The organism is Bartonella sp. HY328 (assembly GCF_025449335.1).
In the GTDB taxonomy this organism is placed as follows: domain Bacteria; phylum Pseudomonadota; class Alphaproteobacteria; order Rhizobiales; family Rhizobiaceae; genus HY038.
In genome coordinates, this window is sequence record NZ_CP104883.1 from 2,732,266 (window position 1) to 2,753,461 (window position 21,196).

Consider the following 21,196-nt stretch of genomic DNA (forward strand, 5'->3'; position numbering starts at 1 on the left):
ACAATTATTTTATAAAAAAGGCGGCGATTAAAATCGCCGCCTTTTTTAAATTTACAAATTTTATTTTTCACTGGGTAAAATCATAGTATCGGGCACTTTAATTGTTTTTTTGCCCCAAAAATAAAAAAGCACACCAGTAACGATAAGGCTAACAATCCAAGAAATATCAGCTCCGCCCATTAATTTTGCTAATGGTCCTTCATAAATAGCCATATTAAAGAACGGTATTTGAACAATGACACCAATAAGATAGCTAACAAGCGCAGGAATCCCATAAGCGCCATAACGACCATTTGCATCATAAAGTGCAGGCACATCAACTTTTTCTTTAGAAATTAAATAATAGTCAACTAAATTCACCGCACTCCACGGCACAAACATTGCTAATAGTAGCAAAACAAAGTTTTTAAATTTGCTCAAAAAATCAGCGCTGCCCCACAGTGCAATCATCACGGAAATAGCAACAAAAACAATAATCAAACCTGCCCGTAAAAATGGCGATACGTGCTGATTTTTTTTAAATGTACTTACTGTGGTTAGCATCGTCATACAACCGCCATAAGCATTTAAACAAGCAGGCGTCATTTTTCCTGCTACAATGATAAAATAAGCAAAATATGCTGCCAAAGCAGGTCCTGCCAAAATACCAAGAAAAACAACCTGATTTGATCTAAATTCATTTCCTACAAGTGCCGCGAGCAAAACACCAAAAGTCATTGAAATTTGCGAACTTATAACCGTTCCTAAAAAAGTCATCCAAAATGTGCTTTTCCCAGAGGTATTTGATGGTAAATATCGCGAATAATCAGCGACATAAGGCGCGTAAGTCATTTGCCAACCAGCAGATAAAGCCATACCTAGTAGAAAGCTAGCAATAGTAAAAGGTTGTTTACCAAAAGCATCTGCCACATTGTAATCGGCAAATAATCGCCAGCCAAGGTAAATGAACCCCAAAATGCTTATAACTGATGCCACCCGTCCAATAATATGAATAAGCTTATAGCCAATAATTGCGATGAAAGCTGTTAAAATCCCAAAAATCAAAATACCAATGGCTGGATTTTGCACACCAAGGATTAGATTAATTGCCTGACCTGAAAGAATTGTACCACTAGCAGCAAACCCTAGATACATTAATACAACCAAAACAAGCGGCAATACGGCACCTTTAACACCAAACTGCGCACGGCTTGATATCATTTGTGGCAAGCCAAGATGTGGGCCTTGCGCCGAATGCAAAGCCATAACAATTCCCCCCAAAATATTGCCAATAAACAAAGCTATAATTGCTGTTAATGCCTCAGCGCCAAAGGCGACAGCCAGCGCGCCATCAACTATCGCGGTAATCTGCAAATTAGCCGCCATCCATAGCGTAAACTGATTGCTAACTTTGCCATGGCGCTCACTTTCCGGTACAACATCAATTGTACGCCGCTCAACGATTGTATTTTTAGCCATTCTGTCCCTCAATTAAGTATATACTTATTATAGATTAATAATTTTTGTCATTTAATCTCTATTAATCATCATTTAGCATCATCGTAGTAGTAATTTTTCGATTCTATTGAAATAATGCGAATAATTTCGTGGATAATTAAATATATTTAAAAATTTAAAATTCTAAAACAACAAAAAGCTTAGCCATTTCCTCGGCTTTTATCGTCATTTACACTAAATTGACATCAAAGATCGTCATAAAACTGTCATCTAACCGCAACATTACCGCAACATAGCTTCCATATTTTCCGCCCCATGATAAACTTGGAGCTTATCTTATGCGTTCTTTATTAGTTACCCTTATTGCGTCTACATTTATGATGTCGGCAGCTTCAGCTGCGAACGTCTATCCTATTGACCGTGCAACAGTTCTTGCCAACTCGCCTTTTGATTTCAAGGTTGAGTTTGACAATAAAATCAAAGCTGGCGACATTTCTATTTCAATCAATGGCAAGGATTATGATTCTGCCCTTGGTCAAAAAGGCGAATTTGTCGAAGTTGAAAAAGGCAAAGACGACAAGGAACTTGGTTCCGCCCTTATTCTTCGCAATGTAAAAATTAGCGAACCAGGCGAATATGAGGTTGTTGTAAAAGCTGGCAATGAAGAAAAAACCGTTAATTGGCATGTTTATGGTGCATCTGCAACGCCAAAAGCCAAAAACGTCATCTTCTTGCTTGGTGATGGCATGTCCGTTGCTCATCGCACTGGTGCGCGTATCATGTCAAAAGGCATGACCGAGGGCAAAGCCAATGGCCGCCTTAATATGGATGATCTTGACCGTATGGCCTTTATTGGCACATCAGCGGTTAATTCGATTGCAACCGACAGTGCCAATACTATGTCTGCTTATATGACTGGGCACAAATCATCGGTTAATGCAATTGGCGTTTATGCTGACCGCACTGCTGATAGCCTTGATGATCCTCGCATTGAAAACATCGCCGAGGCCTTACGCCGCACCACCAAGAAGTCGCTTGGTATTGTAACAACAGCCGAAGTAGAGGATGCAACACCTGCTGCTGTGGTCAGTCATACACGCAACCGTTATGACAAGCCTGAAATTGTTGGCATGTTGCTTGATGTTAAACCTGACGTCCTGCTAGGTGGTGGTTCTGCTTACTTCTTGCCAAAAACCACCAATGGCTCAAAACGTAAAGACGACATCAATTATATCCAAAAATTTGAAGATGCTGGCTATAAATTGGTAACATCTGAAAAAGAATTGCTTGCCGCGAATGACAGCGATGGCCCATTGCTTGGTCTTTTCCATACCGGCAACCTTGATACGGTTCTTGACCGTAAACAACTAAAAAAAGGTACCGTTGAAAAATTCCCAGAACAACCTGGCCTTGTAGATATGACTAAGGTTGCCCTTGAGCGCTTATCAAAAAATGAAAATGGCTTTTTCTTAATGGTTGAAGGCGCGTCAATTGATAAAATGTCTCATCCTATGGATTGGGATCGCGCTCTTTATGAAACAATCGAATTTGACCAAGCCATTGGCGTTGCCATGGAATTTGCTAAAACTCATCCAGATACCTTAATTGTGGTGACTGGCGATCATACCCATGGTATTTCTGTTGTTGGCACAGTAAATGATGAAATCGCTGGCGATGAAATGCGCGAAAAAGTTGGTGTTTATCAGCATGCTGGTTTCCCTAATTATGTTGATAGCAATGGCGATGGTTTCCCAGACCGCGTTGATGTTAGCCACCGCCTTGCGGTCTTTTCTAGCAACTTCCCTGATTACTATGAAACATTCCGCCCCAAGCTTGATGGCCCATTTGTACCCGCTGTCAAAAATGAAAAAGGCGAATATGTAGCCAATGAAGCCTATAAGGATGTTCCTGGTGCAGTCTTTAGAGCCGGTAATTTGCCACGCTCTAACGACACAGCAATCCATGCGGTTGATGATGTAGTATTGCAAGCAACAGGTCCACAATCAGAAAACTTCCGTGGCTACATGGAGCAAAGTGATGTCTATAAAGTTCTTGCTGATGCATTGGGCTTTGGTGGCAAAAGCAAATAATAGCGCGCAATAGGCAAATGCCTTTTGCTGCCAGAATCTACAATAGGCATTTGATTAATGCGCCGCGTGGCTGGGTTTTATGTCCAGCCACGTCTTTGCAGTGTCGTTTAAAGCATGCTGCACCCAATATAAATGGGTAATATGCAACATTGCTAAGGCTTCAATGACTCATTTTTTTGCATTATTCGCCATTTCATTGGCAAGGAATTACCCAAATGCTGGACCGCACTTTTTTTAGACGGGTCTTTTACCTATTTTTTAGCTGGCTTGGTTTTATTGCTTTTATAAACCCAGCAATGTCGGAAGAATTAAAATTCCGCGAACTTTATAGCAAAATAACCGTGCTTGGGCTGGAGTTTTCCCAAAAAGTTCATGACCTTAACCAAAAGAAAATTGATATGCGCGGCTTTATGGCACCGCCATTAAAAGCTGAAGCCAAGTTTTTTGTGCTGACTGAAATTCCCATGTCCATTTGCCCTTTTTGCAGCTCTGACTCAGACTGGCCTGATAATATTGTGGTTGTTTATTTGGATAAAAAGCAAACCTTTGTTCAACCCTCGCAAAATATTGTCGTCACTGGCCGCCTTGATGTCGGCTCATGGACGGATCCAGAAACTGGCTTTGTGAGCCAATTACGCCTGCTTGATGCGCAATATCGCGTTGAATAGAGCTTAAGTGACAGGTATAAAATGTTATCCCTTGATATAATAGATTTAGAAATTCAATTTTCTGGTCTTGAAGCGCCAGCCCTTGATATTGCCAATTTTACGCTTGAAAGCGGCCAGCATCTAGCCGTAACAGGACCATCTGGCTGCGGCAAAACAACCTTTATTAATGTGCTTGCCGGTTTTACTAAGCCAGATAAAGGTGCGGTTAAATGGGGAAATAGTGATATTTACACGCTATCTCAAGGTAAGCGCGATAAATGGCGCGGCAAAACTATTGGCCTTATCATGCAGGATTTTCATCTTTTTCAAGGTCTAAGTGCGGTTGATAATGTTTTACTGCCTTTGGCGCTTTCTGGCCTTGTGCGCGCGGATGATAAAAAACGTGCTATGGAACTTTTAGAGCGTACCAATTTAAAAAAACCAGAACGCGATATTAAAATGATGTCACGCGGCGAAATGCAGCGGGTTGCCGTTGCACGCGCCCTGCTTCGTAAGCCCGACATTCTGCTCGCTGATGAGCCAACCGCCAGTCTTGACGGCGATAATGGTAAAATCATCGGCGATTTAATCCAGCAATTAGGGCGCGAAGAAAATACCAGTTTGATTATCGTCACCCACGATATTGAGCTTGCAAAACGAATGGATCGGCGACTTGAATTAAATAGCGGCCGCATTGTAAAAGATGAAAGGCTGTAAAAGCGATGATACGTTTTATTAAAGCTGACCTTAGGCGCATGTGGCTTGGCGCCATGGCTATCATCATCTTGATTGGCTTTGCAGTTACCCTTGGCTTAACTGTTACCTTAATGGAGCGCGCTATTCGCCTTGGCAGCGCAAGGGCTGCAGACCAATTTGATATTGTCATTGGTGCACCGGGCAGCCCAACCCAATTGGTGCTTTCAACTGTTTTTTTGCAACCCTCTGCCCTGCCCTTAATGTCGGGAGATGTATTGCAACAATTGAAAAATGATCCAAGAGTGGAATTTGCAAGCCCAGTTGGCATGGGAGACACATTTTTAGATTATCCAATTATCGGCGTTGATGAATCCATCTTAAAAAGCATTTTTCATGATGTTGAAAGTGGTAGTCTTATGCCAAAAGATGGTGAAGCGGTTATTGGTGCTCATGTGGACATTGCCATTGGTAAGCACATTGCTCCCATGCATGGCAGCCTTAGTGAAGGCGGCCATATCCATGCCGATATTCGTTATAAGATTATTGGCAAGCTAAAGCCATCTGGCACGGCTTGGGATAAGGCAATTTTTGTACCAATTGAAACTGTTTGGAATGTCCATGGCCTTGGCAAGCAAGGCGATGATAAAAAACCAAGTGTGGAGAATAGCGCCAATAGCCAAGAAAGCCAGAATATAAAAGACACCAAAGACAATGCTGAAGCCACATATCCAAGCCTTGATTTTAAAAATTACAATAATAATCAACATGACCATCGGCTATCGGCCTCAGGCTTACCGGGTGTGCCCGCAGTTATCGTCAAACCAAAATCGATCGCCGATGCTTATAAAATTCGCCAAGCCTATCGCAATGACCAAGCCTTAGCCGTCTTTCCCGGTGAGATTTTAACCAATCTTTATGGCACACTTGGTGATGTTAGAAAGCTGTTGAGCCTTATTGCTGATGGGGCGCAATTATTGGTTGCTGCAGCGCTTATCTTTGTGGCGATTACCCATATCCATGACCGGCGCCGTCAAATTGGGGCATTGCGTGCCCTTGGCGCTTCGCGTAGTGTGATTTTAACCATGGTATGGCTTGAATTAATGGTGTTGATTATGGTTGGCATTGCTGTTGGCTATAGTGGCGGCTTTTTAGTAAGCCATGTTATTGCTAACAATTTAGGGCAAGCAAGTGGTATTCCATTGCCAATCGAGTTAAGCGATGAAGATCTTGGCAATTTACTGCGCCTTATCTTTACTGCCACCATCATTAGTCTTGTACCTGCCTTCATGGCATGGCAGCAATCCCCTATGACTGCGCTGCGCTCTTAGAGCGCATTTTGATCTGATTGGACCAGATCGGCGCTCTAATCCATTGCTTATAGCGCGTTTTTTGTCCGAAAACCGCTTCACACTTTTCGCAAAAACGCTCTAAACCAACAACGGCAATCATTTTACCACTTGCTTAAAACGACTTGGTAATGATTGCCATAAAAAACCACTTATAGAAGTAATTTTATTGCGTGACCTTTTATAAATTCAATGGTAAAACTTGTCGCCAAGTAAATTAGATCATTTCTTATGATTCATTTTGCGTGAAGCATATTTGAGCTACAATCATTATTAGTTTAAGCTAAAGTGATTGTAGCTCAATATATTTAAATGGAATTCATATTTGATAATCCAATCAATAATTGGGCACCTTTAGGCGATATAATTTTATCCTAAAGGCTTATCATTTTATTTTTAAGGACTGAAATGCAATGCCGATCAAAGCAGATCTTGATGAAACTGATTGGAAGATTTTAAAAGAGCTGCAAGATGATGGGCGTATGAGCAATGTTGAACTTGCAGCAAAAATTGGCATTTCAGCGCCGCCCTGTTTAAGACGAGTGCGCCGGCTTGAACAACTTGGCATTATTAAGGGCTATAGCGCCTTGCTTAATGGCAAAATTTTAGGGCAAGATCTCGTTGCCTTTTGTTCAGTCAGTCTGCACCACCAAGCAGAAAGCGATTTGAAAGCTTTTGCTGAACGCGCCAATGAATGGCCTTTTGTGCGCAAAGCTTGGATGGTATCAGGAGAATCTGACTTTCTGCTATATTGCATTGCCCCCGATCTTAGTAGTTTCCAAACCTTTGTTATCGAGTGCTTGACTGCTGCACCCAATGTTGATGGGGTTAGAACTGCCCTTACCATCAAGGCTGTTAAAGATGATCCACTATTGATCTTATAATCGCAAGCCATTCATTTTACTATTCTTATCGCGGCTTTTAGAGCGCATTTTGATCTCATTGGATCAAATCGACGCTCTAATCCATTGTTTACACCGCATTTTTTGTCCGAAAACCGCTTCATACTTTTCAAAAAAACGCTCTATCGCTGCAATAAGAAATTTTTTGCCATTATAGCTTAGATTTTACACTTGCTGCCATATTTTGAATAATGGTTTGATAAGCAGCTAACTCACCTTTTGGCGCAAGTGCTTGTAAATAAATAGGGTGCTGGTCACTATCAATCGCGCTATATAGGATAATATCTTGCTCAGTTCCATCTGCGCTGACACCAGTACCAACTAACAAGCGGCCATTGCGCTGCAAAAACTGCTCATCGCGCTCAATAGTAGTTTCCTGTAGCTTAAAAACATGCATAATTGAGGCTAGATAAAGATTTTGCGCTAGAATTGTATTATTTTCATCAAGCACTTGGCTATCACGCAAAATAAAGATTGTGACGTCACCAACCTTACCATTGGCATCTTTCATTTCAAAGCTAATGCCATTGCCAAGAATGGTCGCTTTCGGCTCAAAGGGTGCTTCACTCACAAAAGAAAATGGTAAATGAAGTATTTGATCCGCAAGCGTAAAATTGGCGGTAAAATCTATGGATTGAAATGCGGCATCAACCTCTTCTTCACTTAACGGATTATCTTGCGGCGCCTGTATCGTCACCATATAGAGGCCACCATGGGCAATTAGCGTTGCCCATTTATCATATTTTTTATCCTTATCAGTTTGAATGCCTTTATAAACCATAAGCGGCACATCGGAATTAATGCGCTGTAATTCGCTTACGCCTTGCACTTCAAAGCCAAGAGCTGCCATTTTCTTGGTAAACTGTTCTCTATCCGTAAATAAGCTACCAATTTGAGTTGCAACATCATCAGGAAATACCGCAACCACAATGCTAGCATTGGTATCTTGGTTTAAAAATCCCGTAAACTCAACCGATGGTTTAAATCCTTGTGGTGGTTGCATGGTGACAGGAGTCCCCAAAACGGCAAGTCTTGAATTATTTTCTTTATCTTGCGCCTTACTAAACGACACAACCAGCAAAATAATGCACAAGGCAAGCATGGCCGCATAGGCGATAAACATAATAATCTTATTGAGTTTTTTTAGCATTTTAAACTTTATTCCAGAGGACTAGGTCAACAGATTAAAACAATTTAGCTATAAAGTAAAACCACACCTTAGCATTCAACCAAAATGTGAATAGTAATCATAAAAAAAGCCTTGGAGGAAATCTATTCCCTCCAAGGCTTGAATTTTATAATTATCAAAGCGCATCATGCAAATAACTGCTTGATTTTAGCTTTGGTTTAGCGCGGCGCAATAACCATCATCATTTGACGGCCTTCAAGCTTAGGCTCTGCTTCAACCTTTGCAATTTCAGCAGTATCCTCTTTCATGCGCTCAAGCAATCTCATGCCTAATTCTTGGTGGGCCATTTCGCGACCACGGAAGCGCAATGTCACTTTAACCTTATCGCCTTCATCAAGGAAACGTGCAACAGCTTTCATTTTTACCTCATAATCATGGGTATCAATGTTAGGACGCATCTTGATTTCTTTAATCTCAACCGTCTTTTGCTTTTTGCGCGCTTCTGCTGCTTTTTTCTGATTTTGATATTTTAACTTACCCAAATCAATGATTTTACAGACAGGCGGTTCAGCATTAGGCACGATTTCTACAAGATCAAGCCCTGCCTCTTGTGCCATAGCAAGTGCGTCACTTGTTGCAATATTTCCATGATTTTGCCCTTCCGCATCAATCAATTGGATGCGTGGAACACGGATATCTTGATTAGAACGTGGCCCGTCTTTTTGAACGGGGGTTGCTTTAAACGGTCGGCGAATGGTCTTATTCTCCTAAAATTATTAACATTACCAGATCAGTTAGGCTCTAAATCTCTCTAATTTAAAGGGCTTAACCGTCTCTATATATAAATGTAGGAACCCCACATTTCAAGTTTGAGCAAATTGCACATTTTTGACTATAAATGCAAGAACTTTACAATTGAATAGCCAATAAATTGTAGTTTATCAGTTTATTCAAGTGCTGACAATTAACCAAGCTTCACCAAAGACGGCAATTTTCAGTTATTATTGAGGTTTTTAATGACAAATTGACCCGTTTTTTTTCAAATTTGATATAAAGCAAACACTTAAAAGCTAAGCTTTTATCTAAAAAAACTCGAACTGACGAAATGCAATGATTCTATTCTGTTTTAACGCAAAGGCAATAAAGCTAAACTTAGATTTTTAAATTGATATCGAACAGCCCTAATAAGTACAAATTTTATAAATAACATTATCGTCTGCTTTACAAATAATAACACTTATTTTAGCCATTCTTTTCCAATTTACTACAATAAAGGCTACATACAAAAGAAACAAACCGTAAGTCAATTTTCACCTTGTTTATTTTATCTATTTAAATAAACAAGGTATCATCCAAGATAAATAGACTTTTCTTCTATTTGCCGTCCGACTGAGTGGCATTTTCCGGTACTTCTGCAGGAATATGACTTAAATCACCGTTAAAATCAGTCACTTGCTCCTTGCCGGGCTTTGCCGTATCAACATGCACCATAACCGACATACCGGGCGCTAAACGGTCAATACCTTTTTGGTCTGGATCAATTTCGATGCGCACGGGAATCCGCTGTGCAACTTTGGTGAAATTACCCGTTGCATTATCTGGCTTTAAGACAGAAAACTCTGAACCTGCTGCTGGTGAAAAGCGTGTGACAATCCCCTTCATTTCCATATTATTTAACGCATCAACGGTAAAAGTTGCAGGTTGACCAATTTTCATATTAGCAAGTTGCGTTTCCTTATAATTGGCAACCACCCAAACATCATCGGGCACAACAGCCAATAATTGCGTACCAATTGCAACATATTGACCAAGCTTTGCTCCAACCTCACCAACCCGGCCATCTCGTGGCGAATAAATATTGGTGTGGTCAAGGTCAATCTGCGCTAGAGCCACCGCTGCTTCAGCGCCATTAACATCAGCTTCAAGACCTTTTCGAGCAACAATGATAGTTTGCAAATCTTGTTTTGCAACGTCAAGCCCTGCGTCTGCTTGTTCCTTGGCGGCAGTTGCTTGGTCAAGTGCTGCGCGCGCGCTATCGGCATCACTTTGGGTGGAAACACCACGCTGCGTTAATGGCTCAATCCGTTGCCAATTTAATTCGGCCTTATGAAGACCAGCCTTAGCACTTGCAATTTGCGCTTCAGCCGACAAAATTTTAGCATTAGCCGATTTTTCCTGCTGGAAAGAATTGGCAAGTGCTGCCTTTTTGGATGCCAAACTTGCCTCTGCCTGCTCTAATTTTTGTTTATAAATGCGGTCATCAATACGGATAAGTAATTGCCCTTGAGCGACCTTTTCATAATCCTTAACTGCAACTTCTGCAATATTGCCTGTCACTTGCGGACTTAAAACGGTTACGAAACCACGCACATAAGCATTATCCGTGGTTTGTACCGCAGACGCAAAAGGCGGCAATTGCCAAGCATAAAGAATCCCGAGGCCGCCTGCGACACCGGCAACAATTGCAACGATCGATGCTTTTGATCTAAGAAAGGTAATCATATTTCAATCTCTAATTTTGCCTATCGTCTTTCGATATTTGATAAATTAAGCCTTTATTCTGCACAGATTAAAAGCCTTTTGTTAATTTGCAGGAACTTGAAGTTCTCCAGTTTTTTCAATATTTTGGAGTTCTCGTTTTTCAGTCAACCGTCGTGAAACATCATTCCAGACGATCCGGCAAAGTAAAAATGCCAATAGAGCCAGTGCAATGCATGAATAAATACGAAAGACATCATTATAGGCCAAAATATTAGCCTCTAAGGTTGCCTGTTTGGCAAGCGTTGCTAAGCCTTCTGCATTTAACAATGTTGGGTCGGTTAAAACTTGCGCATAAGGCGCAGATAATTGTTGTATTCGCCCAGCCACCATTGGATTACTCATAATAATTTGCTGGTTAATCATATTGGAATGATATTTTTCAAACATGATTTGCAAACTACCAAAGAACGCCGAACTCATTAAACCGCCGGTGCTTTGCGTGAATAAAAATACCGCAATAAAACTTAAAATATATTTGGGGCCACGGGCTAGAGCCGATGCCAAGCCCTTATACATTGATGGCGGCAAGAATAAGCCAGCCCCCATGCCTATCATGGCTTGGCTCCAATACATTTCTTCTGGACGCGTTAGGTTAGTTGCATGGCTATCAAGCCATGAGCCATAGGCCAAAAGAATGAGCGCTGCTATATGAAAAACATCTTCTCGCCCCGGCTTGAGAAAAAATGCGCATAGCAAGCCGCCAGCAATAGTACCAGCGATGACATGCAAATAAAGCGGTACAAGCTCTCTATTTAAAAGTCCAAACAGATTAAAGAAATTGGCTGCTATAGTTGATTGCTCGGAAAGCAAGACACGAAAAATCAATAAAATAATCGCCAGATGCAACATATCGCGAGAAAATAACCAGCGCAGATCAATAAGTGGGTTTTTACGGTTAAGTTCGATAATTGCGCCAATAACGATGAATATGCCTGCAAAAAACAAACACCACCCCATCCATGGTGCTTCACGCCACCAATAAAGCCGACCAACTGGCATAATTGCTGCATTAATACCAAGCCCTAAGGCGAAAAAAGAATAGCTAACAACATCCAGCTTTTCTAAAACTTTGGCGCGTGGCATTGGCGTTAAGGGTAAGTAAAAGATAAGACCAACACCAATAAGTGCAAGGCTTATTTCCAGCATATAAAGCCCATGTAAACCGCCATTATCCATCAAAAATGGCGAAACAATACGCGATAACGGCATATTAAGCGATACATTCAACAAATTAAGGCTTAGACCTATAGTTTGCTTTTTAGCTGGCGCAAAGGCTTCAATCATATACATGAAAGCAATAGACGACATGGGAGCTGCAGCAACCCCGCCAAAAAAGCGAACAATCAAAGCGCTATTAAAGTCTGATACAAATAATTGCATCACCGACACGAGAACTAAGCATATAATTGATAATTCGGCAAAATTGCGCAAACCATATTGGGTGCGGATTTTAATCAATAATATCGCAAAGCTAACATTAGGTGCCATATAGGCGCCCATAAGCCAAGCGGTTTCAATGGGTGTTGTATGAAAATAGCCTTGTAATTGTGGGATATTGGCCTGAATAACATTCATGCCAAAGCCTTGCGCCCATGAAAGAATGGTTGCGGCAAAAATATAAAGCAGCGAGCGCGGCCAAGCAAAAGCAAATATCTTGCCAACCTTATAAGGGGGCATTGGCTGATCTTGGGGAACCGAAGGGACACTCCCAGCTTTTGCTTCAATATTTGCTGTTGCAGCCTCACCACTCATGGCATACACCGCTTTTCACCAATATGGGCTGCCATATGTTTTAAAATTTCAATTCCCTCATCCAATTTGTCGGGCATGATGCCAAACAACAATTCATTGCGTAAAGCTGCACTATGGCTTTCCAACTCCTCAACAATGGCCTTACCACCTACAGTTAAATGAATAGTATTTGCACGCCGATTACCTTGCGCAACCGCTCTTGCGACCAGTCCTTGTTCTTCTAACGCATCGATTAATCGCACCATACTAGCATTTTCAATATCCAGTTTTTCAGCAAGCTCCTTTTGATAAACACCATCGCTACGACTCAACGCAAGCAAAGTGCGGGCACGCGCAAGGGTTAAACCACGAGTACGGGCATAACTATCGAAAAGAACAGGAATCTTGCGGCTGACTTTCAAAAGTAAATCAATAAATTCAGCCTGTTTTTCAGGTGTAGTTGTCATATTACTATATCATGTAGGAAGCTAACTATTATCGTGCTTATATATTTATCCTTTGCTATTTTCAATAATCAAACATGCTTCTCACATAAGAGTGACCTTATCATAATTTAGTGATTACTTAATTTTATATTCCTTAGCGCCTTACGACATCTGCAAATCTGCTTGGCTGCATTTATTGGCCATCTGTAATTTAATTGTATTTTAGTAAACCACCACTCTATGACAATTATGTTATTTGGAAACGGTTTTAATGGACAATAGGTGACAATTTTGCTTAAAACAATTTTGCAATAATGCATGTTTCTCAGGGCGGGGTGTAATTCCCCACCGGCGGTATGGCGCAAGGCCGAGCCCGCGAGCGCTTTCGTTTTCAAAACGAAAGGTCAGCAGATCTGGTGAGATGCCAGAGCCGACGGTATAGTCCGGATGCAAGAGAATCGCAGTGGCCGCAGTAGTGGCTGCTGCTGTTTGCCCTGTTTCAATTGGAGTTATCCTATGAATCAGAGTAATGAAGCACCAAAAGCTTTTAAAATCGCTTTTATAGCGGCTCGTTGGCACGCCAATATCGTTGATGAAGCCTATAAGGGTTTTACAAGCCGCATAGCTGAAAAAGCACCAGAATTAAACCAGATTGAAAAATTTAACGTACCCGGTGCATTTGAAATTCCGCTGCTTGCCCAAAAGCTTGCTCGCACAGGGCAATATCATGCCATTGTGGCATCTGGTTTTGTGGTTGATGGTGGTATTTACCGCCACGATTTTGTAGCAAGTGCGGTTATTGATGGCTTAATGCGTGTCCAGCTTGACGAAAATATTCCCGTTTTTAGTGTTGTTTTAACACCTCATCATTTTCATGAAACTGCTTTTCATGAAAAAATCTTCTTTGACCATTTCACCCAAAAGGGGCAAGAAGCAGCCGATGCTTTGATTATGTTATATGAAATCAATAAGAAGCTTTTTGCGTAAAGGTGAAAAACGGCAGTGATATGGCATAGCGAGATCCAACCGAGCTATGCCATATCATTGTGGGCTAGATTTAAAGTAAAGCCCCTAATCTTTATTTTTAAGAATTTTAAATGGAAGAAAAGTGTAAATTCCAGTGCATTACAATAAGGTCAAATGCTAACAAGTAATTGATCAACTCTAGCATTTCTTTGTTTTATCTGCGTGCTATTATGTCTATCGTGAGCAATCAACTTAACGCATATCTAAGATATTATTACTATAGGTGTATTTGTTGGAAGGAAGTAGCATGCTTAAGGGAAAAACCGCCGTTATTACTGGATCTACAAGTGGAATAGGTCTTGGTTATGCAAAAGCATTTGCCAAACAAGGTGTTAACATTGTCATTAACGGCTTTGGCGACGCCGATAAAATTGAGCAAGAACGAGCAAGCTTGGAAAAAGATTTTGGTATTGAAGCTCAGTATAGCAATGCAGATATGACTAAGCCCAGTGAAATTGAAGCCATGATAAAAAATGCCGAACAGCATTTTGGCGCTATTGACATATTGATCAATAATGCTGGTATCCAGCATGTCGCCCCCATAGAAGATTTTCCCGTCGAGAAATGGGATTTTATGATCGCACTCTTGCTAACATCGGCTTTTCACACGATGCGCTGCGTTATTCCTGGCATGAAAAAGCGTAAATTTGGACGTATTATTAATACCTCATCAGCACATGGTCTTGTTGCCTCGCCTTTTAAGTCAGCTTATGTAACCGCAAAACACGGTATCTTAGGATTAACCAAAACAGCAGCCTTAGAAACTGCACGCGATGGTATTACCGTTAATGCTATTTGCCCAGGCTATGTGCTAACACCATTGGTCGAAAGCCAAATTCCTGACACCATGGCGGTGCGCCATATGACTAAGGAACAGGTGGTGAATGATATTTTACTGGCCAGCCAACCTACGAAGGAATTTGTTACGATTGAACAAGTAGCGGATATGGCAGTCTTCTTGGCACAAGAATCATCGTCTTCCATAACTGGCGCGCATTTTTCCATCGACGGTGGTTGGACTGCCGCTTAAGTTTTTGAAGATTAAAGCCGCAGCCCTGTCAATTAACAAGGCTGCGGCTTTTTGCTTATATATTTAAGACAATACCTATAGTTTCTAACTTATTTGACTAGCGCTTCATCAATCGCCCTTGCACGCTTATAAGCTGGACGCTCGCTAAGGCGTAAACAATAGTCCTTTAATACGTCATTTTGTAAACCGCCTTTAAAAATAGCAAAAGCACAAAAAGCACCAACGAGACAATCTGCAGCGGTAAACTTATCACCTGCAACAAATTCGCGATTTTTAAGGTGGTTAGCAAGCACTGTTATCATATCGTCAACTGAACTATAACCTAGCATTATTTTGTGCTCTGGCGATGTTTCAAGGTTGCGCATTTTATCCATAAATGCAGATTCAAACGGGCCTGCAATAAAAAAGCTCCAGCGAAAATAATCAGCGCGATCACTCAACGCCGGCGCTAAGCCCTTGTCAAAAAAGGCATCAGCAAGATAAAGACAAATTGCCGATGCTTCGGTTACAACTTTACCATTATGGACAATAGCTGGAACTTTCCCCATTGGATTAATATCAAGATAAGATTGTTCTTTCATGGTGGTGCCATAATCAAGAATATGAGCATCATAGGCGACGCCCAGCTCTTCCAGCATCCAACGTACAGTACAACCGCGTGACTGTGGATGGGTATAAAATTGGATATTTGTCATTTTCACTTTCCTCTTTATGAAGTTTGAATGATGCGTTTATATCCGTCACTTGTGTCAATTTTTGTCAGCAGTGTGCGGCTGATATTTAAAATCATGGTTATAAATTACCTATGAACAAAAGAAGGAGGATCATACTCGCATTATCTAAGCGAAGAAAAAACCGAGATTTTTTTGTCTTAACCACTGTAAAAACAAATCAGCTGCTATAGTTAAACTGCTATGGGTGTTTTGTAAGCCATTACACTATTAGAGCGCATTTCGATCTAATTGGACCAAATCGGCGCTATAATCTATTGTTTACACGGCGTTTTTTGTTCGAAAACCACTTCACACTTTTCGCAAATCGCTCTAAACATTGGAAAAGAAAATGCATTTCGAGACGGTACCTGCTGCATCTTCCCCGGCAGGTACCACATTTTTAGTAGTTTTGTTTGAATTATTTGATTATTAAAACTGCAAGCATTAGCTAGATGAAACAAAGTAGCTATTGCAATTGCTCTTTAATAATCGCACTTGCGGCGGAAAAATCCATCTGCCCCATATATTGCTCTTTTAATTGCGCCATCACCTTACCCATATCACGCAAACTTTCAGCGCCTGTTGCAGCAATAGCTGTTTTAATTGCAGCTTGCATCTCCGCACTATCTAGCTGACGGGGTAAAAACTCACGAATAATCGCAATTTCATTACGCTCGATCTCTGCAAGCTCTGGACGGCTACCTTGATCGTAAAGCTTTGCCGATTCGTCACGCTGTTTGATCATTTTAGCAAGCAAGGCCTGTACATCACTCTCTTCAGCAGCAGGTTTTCCATCGCCGCGTCTTGCAATATCAAGATCTTGTATGGCAGCATTTACCAAGCGCAAGGTTGATAGACGCAATTTGTCCTTTTCGATCATTGCTTTTTTAAGTGCAACCGCAATATCATCACGCAACATTAGCCTAATCTCCGCTCTAAATTGAATATAGAGACTTCTATAACAGTTTCGTTGCAAGTTTGAAGCCAAATTATAAACACATATCATATTTGATGCTAAATTTAAGCAATTCAAGGGAAAACCATTGATTATCCGCAACGACCGCATATCATTGCAATCCCAACCAATTAGATCTTTAAAAAGTGGGTAAAGGTTAAAAGAATGGGCAAAAGGCGCAATCTTCACTTTATTTTTTCAAATTAACCGATATAATACCAATCTTAGCCAGACATGATGTTATAGTTTGAGGTGGATGAACGCGTCCGCCCTTTTGACATGCGCAAATGTAAATAGTTTAGCATCTTAAATGGCACTATTTTAGTATCCTTGCCATTCGTATCATTGCCCACGGAATATAGAAAGAGACCGATAATGACCCAAGATATCAGCACTTTAGCAGCCACTCCATGGGAAAAATCAATACCAACAGCCATTTTGGTACTTGCTGATGGCACAGTGATTGAGGGTAAAGGCCTTGGCGCAACTGGCGCAATTGAAGCTGAAATATGCTTTAATACTGCCCTTACGGGTTATGAAGAAATATTAACCGACCCTTCCTATACCGGACAGATCGTTACATTTACCTTCCCCCATATTGGCAATGTTGGTACTAACCAAGAAGATATTGAAGACTTAACTCCTGCCAATCATTTTGGTGCAGTTGGTGCTGTTTTAAAAGCCGATATCACTGATCCATCTAATTATCGTGCTGCCCAAGGTCTAGACCAATGGTTAAAAGCACGCGGCGTGATTGCTCTTTGCGGTATTGATACGCGCGCCCTAACCGCATTGATCCGTGAAAAAGGTGCTCCCAACGGTGTTATTGCCCATAGCATTGATGGTAAATTTGACATTGCCGCCTTAAAACAACGCGCAGCAAGCTGGTCTGGGCTTGAAGGGCTTGATCTTGCAAAAGATGTCACTATCGGCCAATCAATGCCGTGGAGTGAAACGCCTTGGGTTTGGAATGAAGGCTATAGCGAAGAAACCGAACCTAAATATCATATTGTTGCTATTGATTATGGCATTAAAAGAAATATCCTGCGTTTACTTGCAGGACGTGACGCTAAAGTAACAATTGTACCAGCCACAGCAAGCGCAGAAGATGTTGTTGCCATGCAGCCTGATGGTATCTTTCTTTCAAACGGCCCTGGTGATCCTGCTGCAACCGCGGCTTATGCCGTACCGGTTATTCGCGCTTTAGTTGATAGTGGTATTCCAATTTTTGGTATCTGCCTTGGCCACCAAATGCTCGCCCTTGCCATGGGCGGCAAAACAATAAAAATGCATCAAGGCCACCATGGTGCCAACCATCCAGTTAAGGATTTTACCACCGATAAGGTTGAAATTGTTTCAATGAACCACGGCTTTGCCGTAGATTCTAAAAGCCTACCTGAAGGTGTTACAGAAACCCACATTTCCCTTTTTGATGGCACGAATTGTGGCATTAGCGTTGTGGGTAAGCCAGTCTTTTCAGTGCAACACCATCCTGAAGCATCCCCTGGCCCACAAGATAGCCATTATCTATTTGATCGCTTTATTGACCTTGTCAAAAAGCATAAGGGCTAAAATTTAACTTAGAGCGTTTTTGTGAAAAGCGTGAAGCGGTTTTCGGACAAAAAACGCATCAACTTTTGATTAAATTGCTTTATTCTTAAAAAACCATCGCCACTTCATTGTGGCGATGGTTTTTTTATTGCTGAAATGAAAAATGGTATTCTTAAGCTCTGTTAAAAAAAAACATCCATAGCTTCGCTGTTTTATTTTTATTGAAAATTACATAACGCATTTGCCATGCATATTTATTTGCATAAGTAATAAAGCCAATTTACCAAAAGCTATTCTACTTTGATGAAATTTTAATGCTTGGCAACATTGGCGTTTAAACTCGATAATTCGCTCGCGCCAAGTCATGTACATTTGTATAAAAACTTTAGTGTAGAGCCCCTTCCCCATAAACCCGTTATATAGATAAAGCATACCAACAACGCTTTAGGATCAAGCCTAGCATAGGTCTCAAAGTGACATGAAATAACGCAACTGATATTCAGGCAAAAGATAAGCTCAAAGCGTTTTAAGTGAAACGCTCTACATTATAAGCAATACTAGAGGTTGCTAAATTGACCTATAGTCAATGACACTTAATTATCCCAATAATTTCTACCCGCCAAAGCGAGCCAATATTTATAAAGTTTTTATTGAAATTAAAATGGCTCCCCGGGCCGGATTCGAACCAGCGACCAACCGGTTAACAGCCGGTTGCTCTACCACTGAGCTACCGGGGAACAGTGCTCAATTATTTGGTGTTGCATGCCTATACAAAAGAAGAACTGATTTGCCAAGAGCAAAAATGAAAAAAAGCAAAAATAATTCTAAAAAAATTGAAAAATGGACTATTACCATTCGTTTAACTTTGCTCAGTGCTTAGATAAACAATAGCCCACGTGGAATTCTCTCTCTTTAAACGCGCAAAGAAAAAAAGATTCTACGTTGCAGTCTATAGAAAATAACATAACTTATAAGGAAAAGTGGCTCCCCGGGCCGGATTCGAACCAGCGACCAACCGGTTAACAGCCGGTTGCTCTACCACTGAGCTACCGGGGAACAGTGCTCAATTATTAAGTGATGCACGCCGTATAGCAAAAGAAAAAGCAGTTTGCCAAGAGGTAAAACCACATTTTCATCAAAAATTTCAAATAATATGCATTTTATAGAGATTCTTGATGAATTTTTCCTTGAAACGTGGATAAAAATCACCAAATTTTGCTATTTATAAACTGAACGGAAGTGACAGATTTGGAAAATACACCGAAAAGACATGAGATTCGCATCTTTAATAAGAAATTTCCTATTCCCCAATCCCGTCTTATGCGTCAAATAATGGGATATGGTTTAATCGGTGGTGGAATGTTGGGATTTCTGCCAGTATTAGGTTACTGGATGATTCCTGTGGGGCTTTTTGTATTATCCCATGATTCACCAAGGATTAGACGTTGGCGCCGCAAGCAGGAAGTAAGTGTTATGCGGTGGTGGCATTCAACTCGTTTTTCCAAAACACCGGAAAAAGGTAAAAATTACAAAAAATATTCAAAAAAAATGTCAAAGCCGCTTAGAATTACTTGACGGAATGACTTCTATCACTTAATGAGCTGCTACTGCATAAATTCACTTGGCTCTATATCAGTGAATCAGACGTAGTATTTTAAGAATATTCCTTAACGATATTCTTTGTGAGGCCTCGTGGCGGAATGGTTACGCAGAGGACTGCAAATCCTTGTATCCCGGTTCGATTCCGGGCGAGGCCTCCAAAAGCTTCAAATCTTACTTCTCAACAATTTTTGTTATAGTTGCAAATCTTCTATTTGGTTGCAGCCAAAATGAGTATCGCAATATCACATTATCACTTTGAGTTTAAGCTAGATTGTAAAGACGCAAGGTTAAACCTTTATGTTTGAGTAAATAACTCATCATAAACGTCTGCGATGGCATCGGCCTCACGGCTCAAAGGAAAGGCTTCACGCACATGCTCCAAGGCAAGAACTCCAGCCGCCTTTGTATGCGCAATATCTGCAAGCCATGGCGCAATTGCTTTGGTTAAAGCCCTGCCATCACCCGCAGCGACAACACTACCTGTTTGCGGGGTAATCAATTCTGCATAAGCACCTGCATCACTGGCAACCACAGCTGTTTGCGATGCCATTGCCTCCAATGGCGTCAAACCAAACCCTTCATTACGCGATGGCGCCACATAAAGACTGACACGACGATACCAAACCCTAACATCGGGCACTTCTCCTAGAATGAAGATGCGATCTTCTAATCCAGCACCTGCAATTTTTTTGCGCAGCTCTGCTTCAAAATCTGCATGTTCTGACGTAGTACGCCCAGTGATAACAGCAGTCCAACCTGGATTATTAGGCAAAAGTTCTATCATGGCATCTACAAAAAGGTCGGTTCCCTTTTGATGGCGCACACGTCCAAAACAGCCAATTGCATATTTTCCTGGCAATCCACTAGCGCTAAAATCATCCTCATCATCACGTGGAGGATGAAAGCGTTCCAAATCGACACCATGCATAATCACCTTATGCGGCACTTGCAAATAGGAGCCAGAGCGTGCACTGGTTGCAATAACCCGATCCATACGTCGAATGAGAAATTTGGTGAAAGACTTGTGATCGCGTTGGGCAGCAGATGTAAAAATAAGCTTTATCTTCATGCGCAAAATATCGCGCATCAATATGCCAGCAATCATTTCAACATTGCGGCGTGCATGCCATATGCGAAACCTTTTCGATTTAGGCTTTTTCCAAAGCCCAAAAAGCGAAAAATAAGATAAGGATGGCAAATTATTTGGCAAACCTGGCCCAAGAGTTGAAATGCGTACACCACTTTGCCGTTGCAACGGAATAAGCTGGACAATGGTTGACGTTACCCCCGATAAGCGTTTTTTAAAATTCGGGGCGATAACTTCTGTTTCACTTAACGATATACGCATTGCTTT

18 protein-coding genes, 3 tRNA genes and 1 riboswitch are annotated in these 21,196 nt (G+C 41.2%); of the genes, 10 read left to right on the forward strand and 11 right to left on the reverse strand.

From position 1 onward, the window contains the following. Positions 1-60: 60 nt before the first annotated feature. Positions 61-1,458, reverse strand: a complete 1,398-nt coding sequence (locus N5852_RS11645; protein WP_262097950.1) for a purine-cytosine permease family protein — start codon at positions 1,456-1,458, stop codon at positions 61-63. A gap of 317 nt (positions 1,459-1,775) precedes the next feature. Between N5852_RS11645 and N5852_RS11650 the strand changes: the two genes are divergently transcribed. The 5 genes from N5852_RS11650 to N5852_RS11670 all read left to right on the forward strand — a co-directional run bounded on the left by N5852_RS11650 (position 1,776) and on the right by N5852_RS11670 (position 7,100). After that, positions 1,776-3,527 carry an alkaline phosphatase gene (locus tag N5852_RS11650; protein WP_262097951.1) on the forward strand — a complete coding sequence of 584 codons (1,752 nt, stop codon included), beginning with the start codon at positions 1,776-1,778 and terminating at the stop codon, positions 3,525-3,527. A gap of 296 nt (positions 3,528-3,823) precedes the next feature. Then, positions 3,824-4,195 (forward strand): hypothetical protein, encoded by a 372-nt coding sequence (locus N5852_RS11655; protein WP_262080547.1) that lies wholly within the window; start codon positions 3,824-3,826, stop codon positions 4,193-4,195. 21 nt (positions 4,196-4,216) lie between these two features. Next, positions 4,217-4,891: an ABC transporter ATP-binding protein gene (locus N5852_RS11660; RefSeq protein ID WP_262097952.1), complete on the forward strand. Its 675-nt coding sequence runs from the start codon at positions 4,217-4,219 to the stop codon at positions 4,889-4,891. 5 nt (positions 4,892-4,896) lie between these two features. Then, positions 4,897-6,198: an ABC transporter permease gene (locus N5852_RS11665; RefSeq protein ID WP_262097953.1), complete on the forward strand. Its 1,302-nt coding sequence runs from the start codon at positions 4,897-4,899 to the stop codon at positions 6,196-6,198. A 431-nt stretch (positions 6,199-6,629) separates the two neighbouring features. Next, complete coding sequence (locus N5852_RS11670; RefSeq protein ID WP_262097954.1) at positions 6,630-7,100, forward strand: Lrp/AsnC family transcriptional regulator; 471 nt, start codon at positions 6,630-6,632, stop codon at positions 7,098-7,100. 169 nt (positions 7,101-7,269) lie between these two features. Here the strand turns inward: N5852_RS11670 and N5852_RS11675 are convergent, their stop codons facing one another. The 5 genes from N5852_RS11675 to N5852_RS11695 form a co-directional block, all read right to left on the reverse strand. Next, positions 7,270-8,268, reverse strand: coding sequence for a hypothetical protein (locus N5852_RS11675; RefSeq protein WP_262097955.1), 999 nt, complete (start codon positions 8,266-8,268; stop codon positions 7,270-7,272). A gap of 197 nt (positions 8,269-8,465) precedes the next feature. Beyond that, complete coding sequence (infC, locus tag N5852_RS11680; RefSeq protein WP_182419605.1) at positions 8,466-9,002, reverse strand: translation initiation factor IF-3; 537 nt, start codon at positions 9,000-9,002, stop codon at positions 8,466-8,468. A 619-nt stretch (positions 9,003-9,621) separates the two neighbouring features. Then, positions 9,622-10,749: an HlyD family secretion protein gene (locus tag N5852_RS11685; protein WP_262097956.1), complete on the reverse strand. Its 1,128-nt coding sequence runs from the start codon at positions 10,747-10,749 to the stop codon at positions 9,622-9,624. An 81-nt stretch (positions 10,750-10,830) separates the two neighbouring features. Further along, positions 10,831-12,540: an MFS transporter gene (locus N5852_RS11690; RefSeq protein WP_262097957.1), complete on the reverse strand. Its 1,710-nt coding sequence runs from the start codon at positions 12,538-12,540 to the stop codon at positions 10,831-10,833. Then, on the reverse strand, positions 12,537-12,986 hold the full coding sequence (locus N5852_RS11695; protein ID WP_262078388.1) for a MarR family winged helix-turn-helix transcriptional regulator: 450 nt from the start codon (positions 12,984-12,986) through the stop codon (positions 12,537-12,539). The genes N5852_RS11690 and N5852_RS11695 overlap by 4 nt, the downstream gene beginning before the upstream one ends. A 296-nt stretch (positions 12,987-13,282) precedes the next feature. Continuing rightward, positions 13,283-13,428: riboswitch (FMN riboswitch) on the forward strand. 53 nt (positions 13,429-13,481) lie between these two features. Here N5852_RS11695 and N5852_RS11700 point away from each other — a divergent pair. Together N5852_RS11700 and N5852_RS11705 are read left to right on the forward strand one after the other, a co-directional pair. Continuing rightward, positions 13,482-13,952: a 6,7-dimethyl-8-ribityllumazine synthase gene (locus N5852_RS11700; RefSeq protein ID WP_262097958.1), complete on the forward strand. Its 471-nt coding sequence runs from the start codon at positions 13,482-13,484 to the stop codon at positions 13,950-13,952. A gap of 286 nt (positions 13,953-14,238) precedes the next feature. After that, positions 14,239-15,021 (forward strand): 3-hydroxybutyrate dehydrogenase, encoded by a 783-nt coding sequence (locus N5852_RS11705; RefSeq protein WP_262097959.1) that lies wholly within the window; start codon positions 14,239-14,241, stop codon positions 15,019-15,021. An 89-nt stretch (positions 15,022-15,110) separates the two neighbouring features. Here the strand turns inward: N5852_RS11705 and N5852_RS11710 are convergent, their stop codons facing one another. After that, positions 15,111-15,716, reverse strand: a complete 606-nt coding sequence (locus N5852_RS11710) for a glutathione S-transferase family protein (RefSeq protein ID WP_262097960.1) — start codon at positions 15,714-15,716, stop codon at positions 15,111-15,113. Between the two features lie 484 nt (positions 15,717-16,200). Then, the gene (locus N5852_RS11715; protein ID WP_262097961.1) at positions 16,201-16,653 is read right to left on the reverse strand and encodes a GatB/YqeY domain-containing protein; all 453 of its coding nucleotides are present in this window, start codon (positions 16,651-16,653) and stop codon (positions 16,201-16,203) included. A gap of 411 nt (positions 16,654-17,064) precedes the next feature. Between N5852_RS11715 and carA the strand changes: the two genes are divergently transcribed. Further along, positions 17,065-18,261: a glutamine-hydrolyzing carbamoyl-phosphate synthase small subunit gene (carA, locus tag N5852_RS11720; RefSeq protein ID WP_262097962.1), complete on the forward strand. Its 1,197-nt coding sequence runs from the start codon at positions 17,065-17,067 to the stop codon at positions 18,259-18,261. Between the two features lie 641 nt (positions 18,262-18,902). Here the strand turns inward: carA and N5852_RS11725 are convergent. Then, positions 18,903-18,977, reverse strand: a tRNA-Asn gene (locus tag N5852_RS11725). Between the two features lie 244 nt (positions 18,978-19,221). After that, positions 19,222-19,296, reverse strand: a tRNA-Asn gene (locus N5852_RS11730). A gap of 264 nt (positions 19,297-19,560) precedes the next feature. Here N5852_RS11730 and N5852_RS11735 point away from each other — a divergent pair. Together N5852_RS11735 and N5852_RS11740 are read left to right on the forward strand one after the other, a co-directional pair. Further along, complete coding sequence (locus N5852_RS11735; protein ID WP_315973247.1) at positions 19,561-19,815, forward strand: hypothetical protein; 255 nt, start codon at positions 19,561-19,563, stop codon at positions 19,813-19,815. Between the two features lie 111 nt (positions 19,816-19,926). Beyond that, positions 19,927-20,000: transfer RNA gene (locus N5852_RS11740), tRNA-Cys, on the forward strand. A gap of 137 nt (positions 20,001-20,137) precedes the next feature. Here the strand turns inward: N5852_RS11740 and N5852_RS11745 are convergent. Next, positions 20,138-21,190 (reverse strand): glycosyltransferase family 4 protein, encoded by a 1,053-nt coding sequence (locus N5852_RS11745; RefSeq protein WP_262097964.1) that lies wholly within the window; start codon positions 21,188-21,190, stop codon positions 20,138-20,140. Positions 21,191-21,196 lie beyond the last annotated feature (6 nt).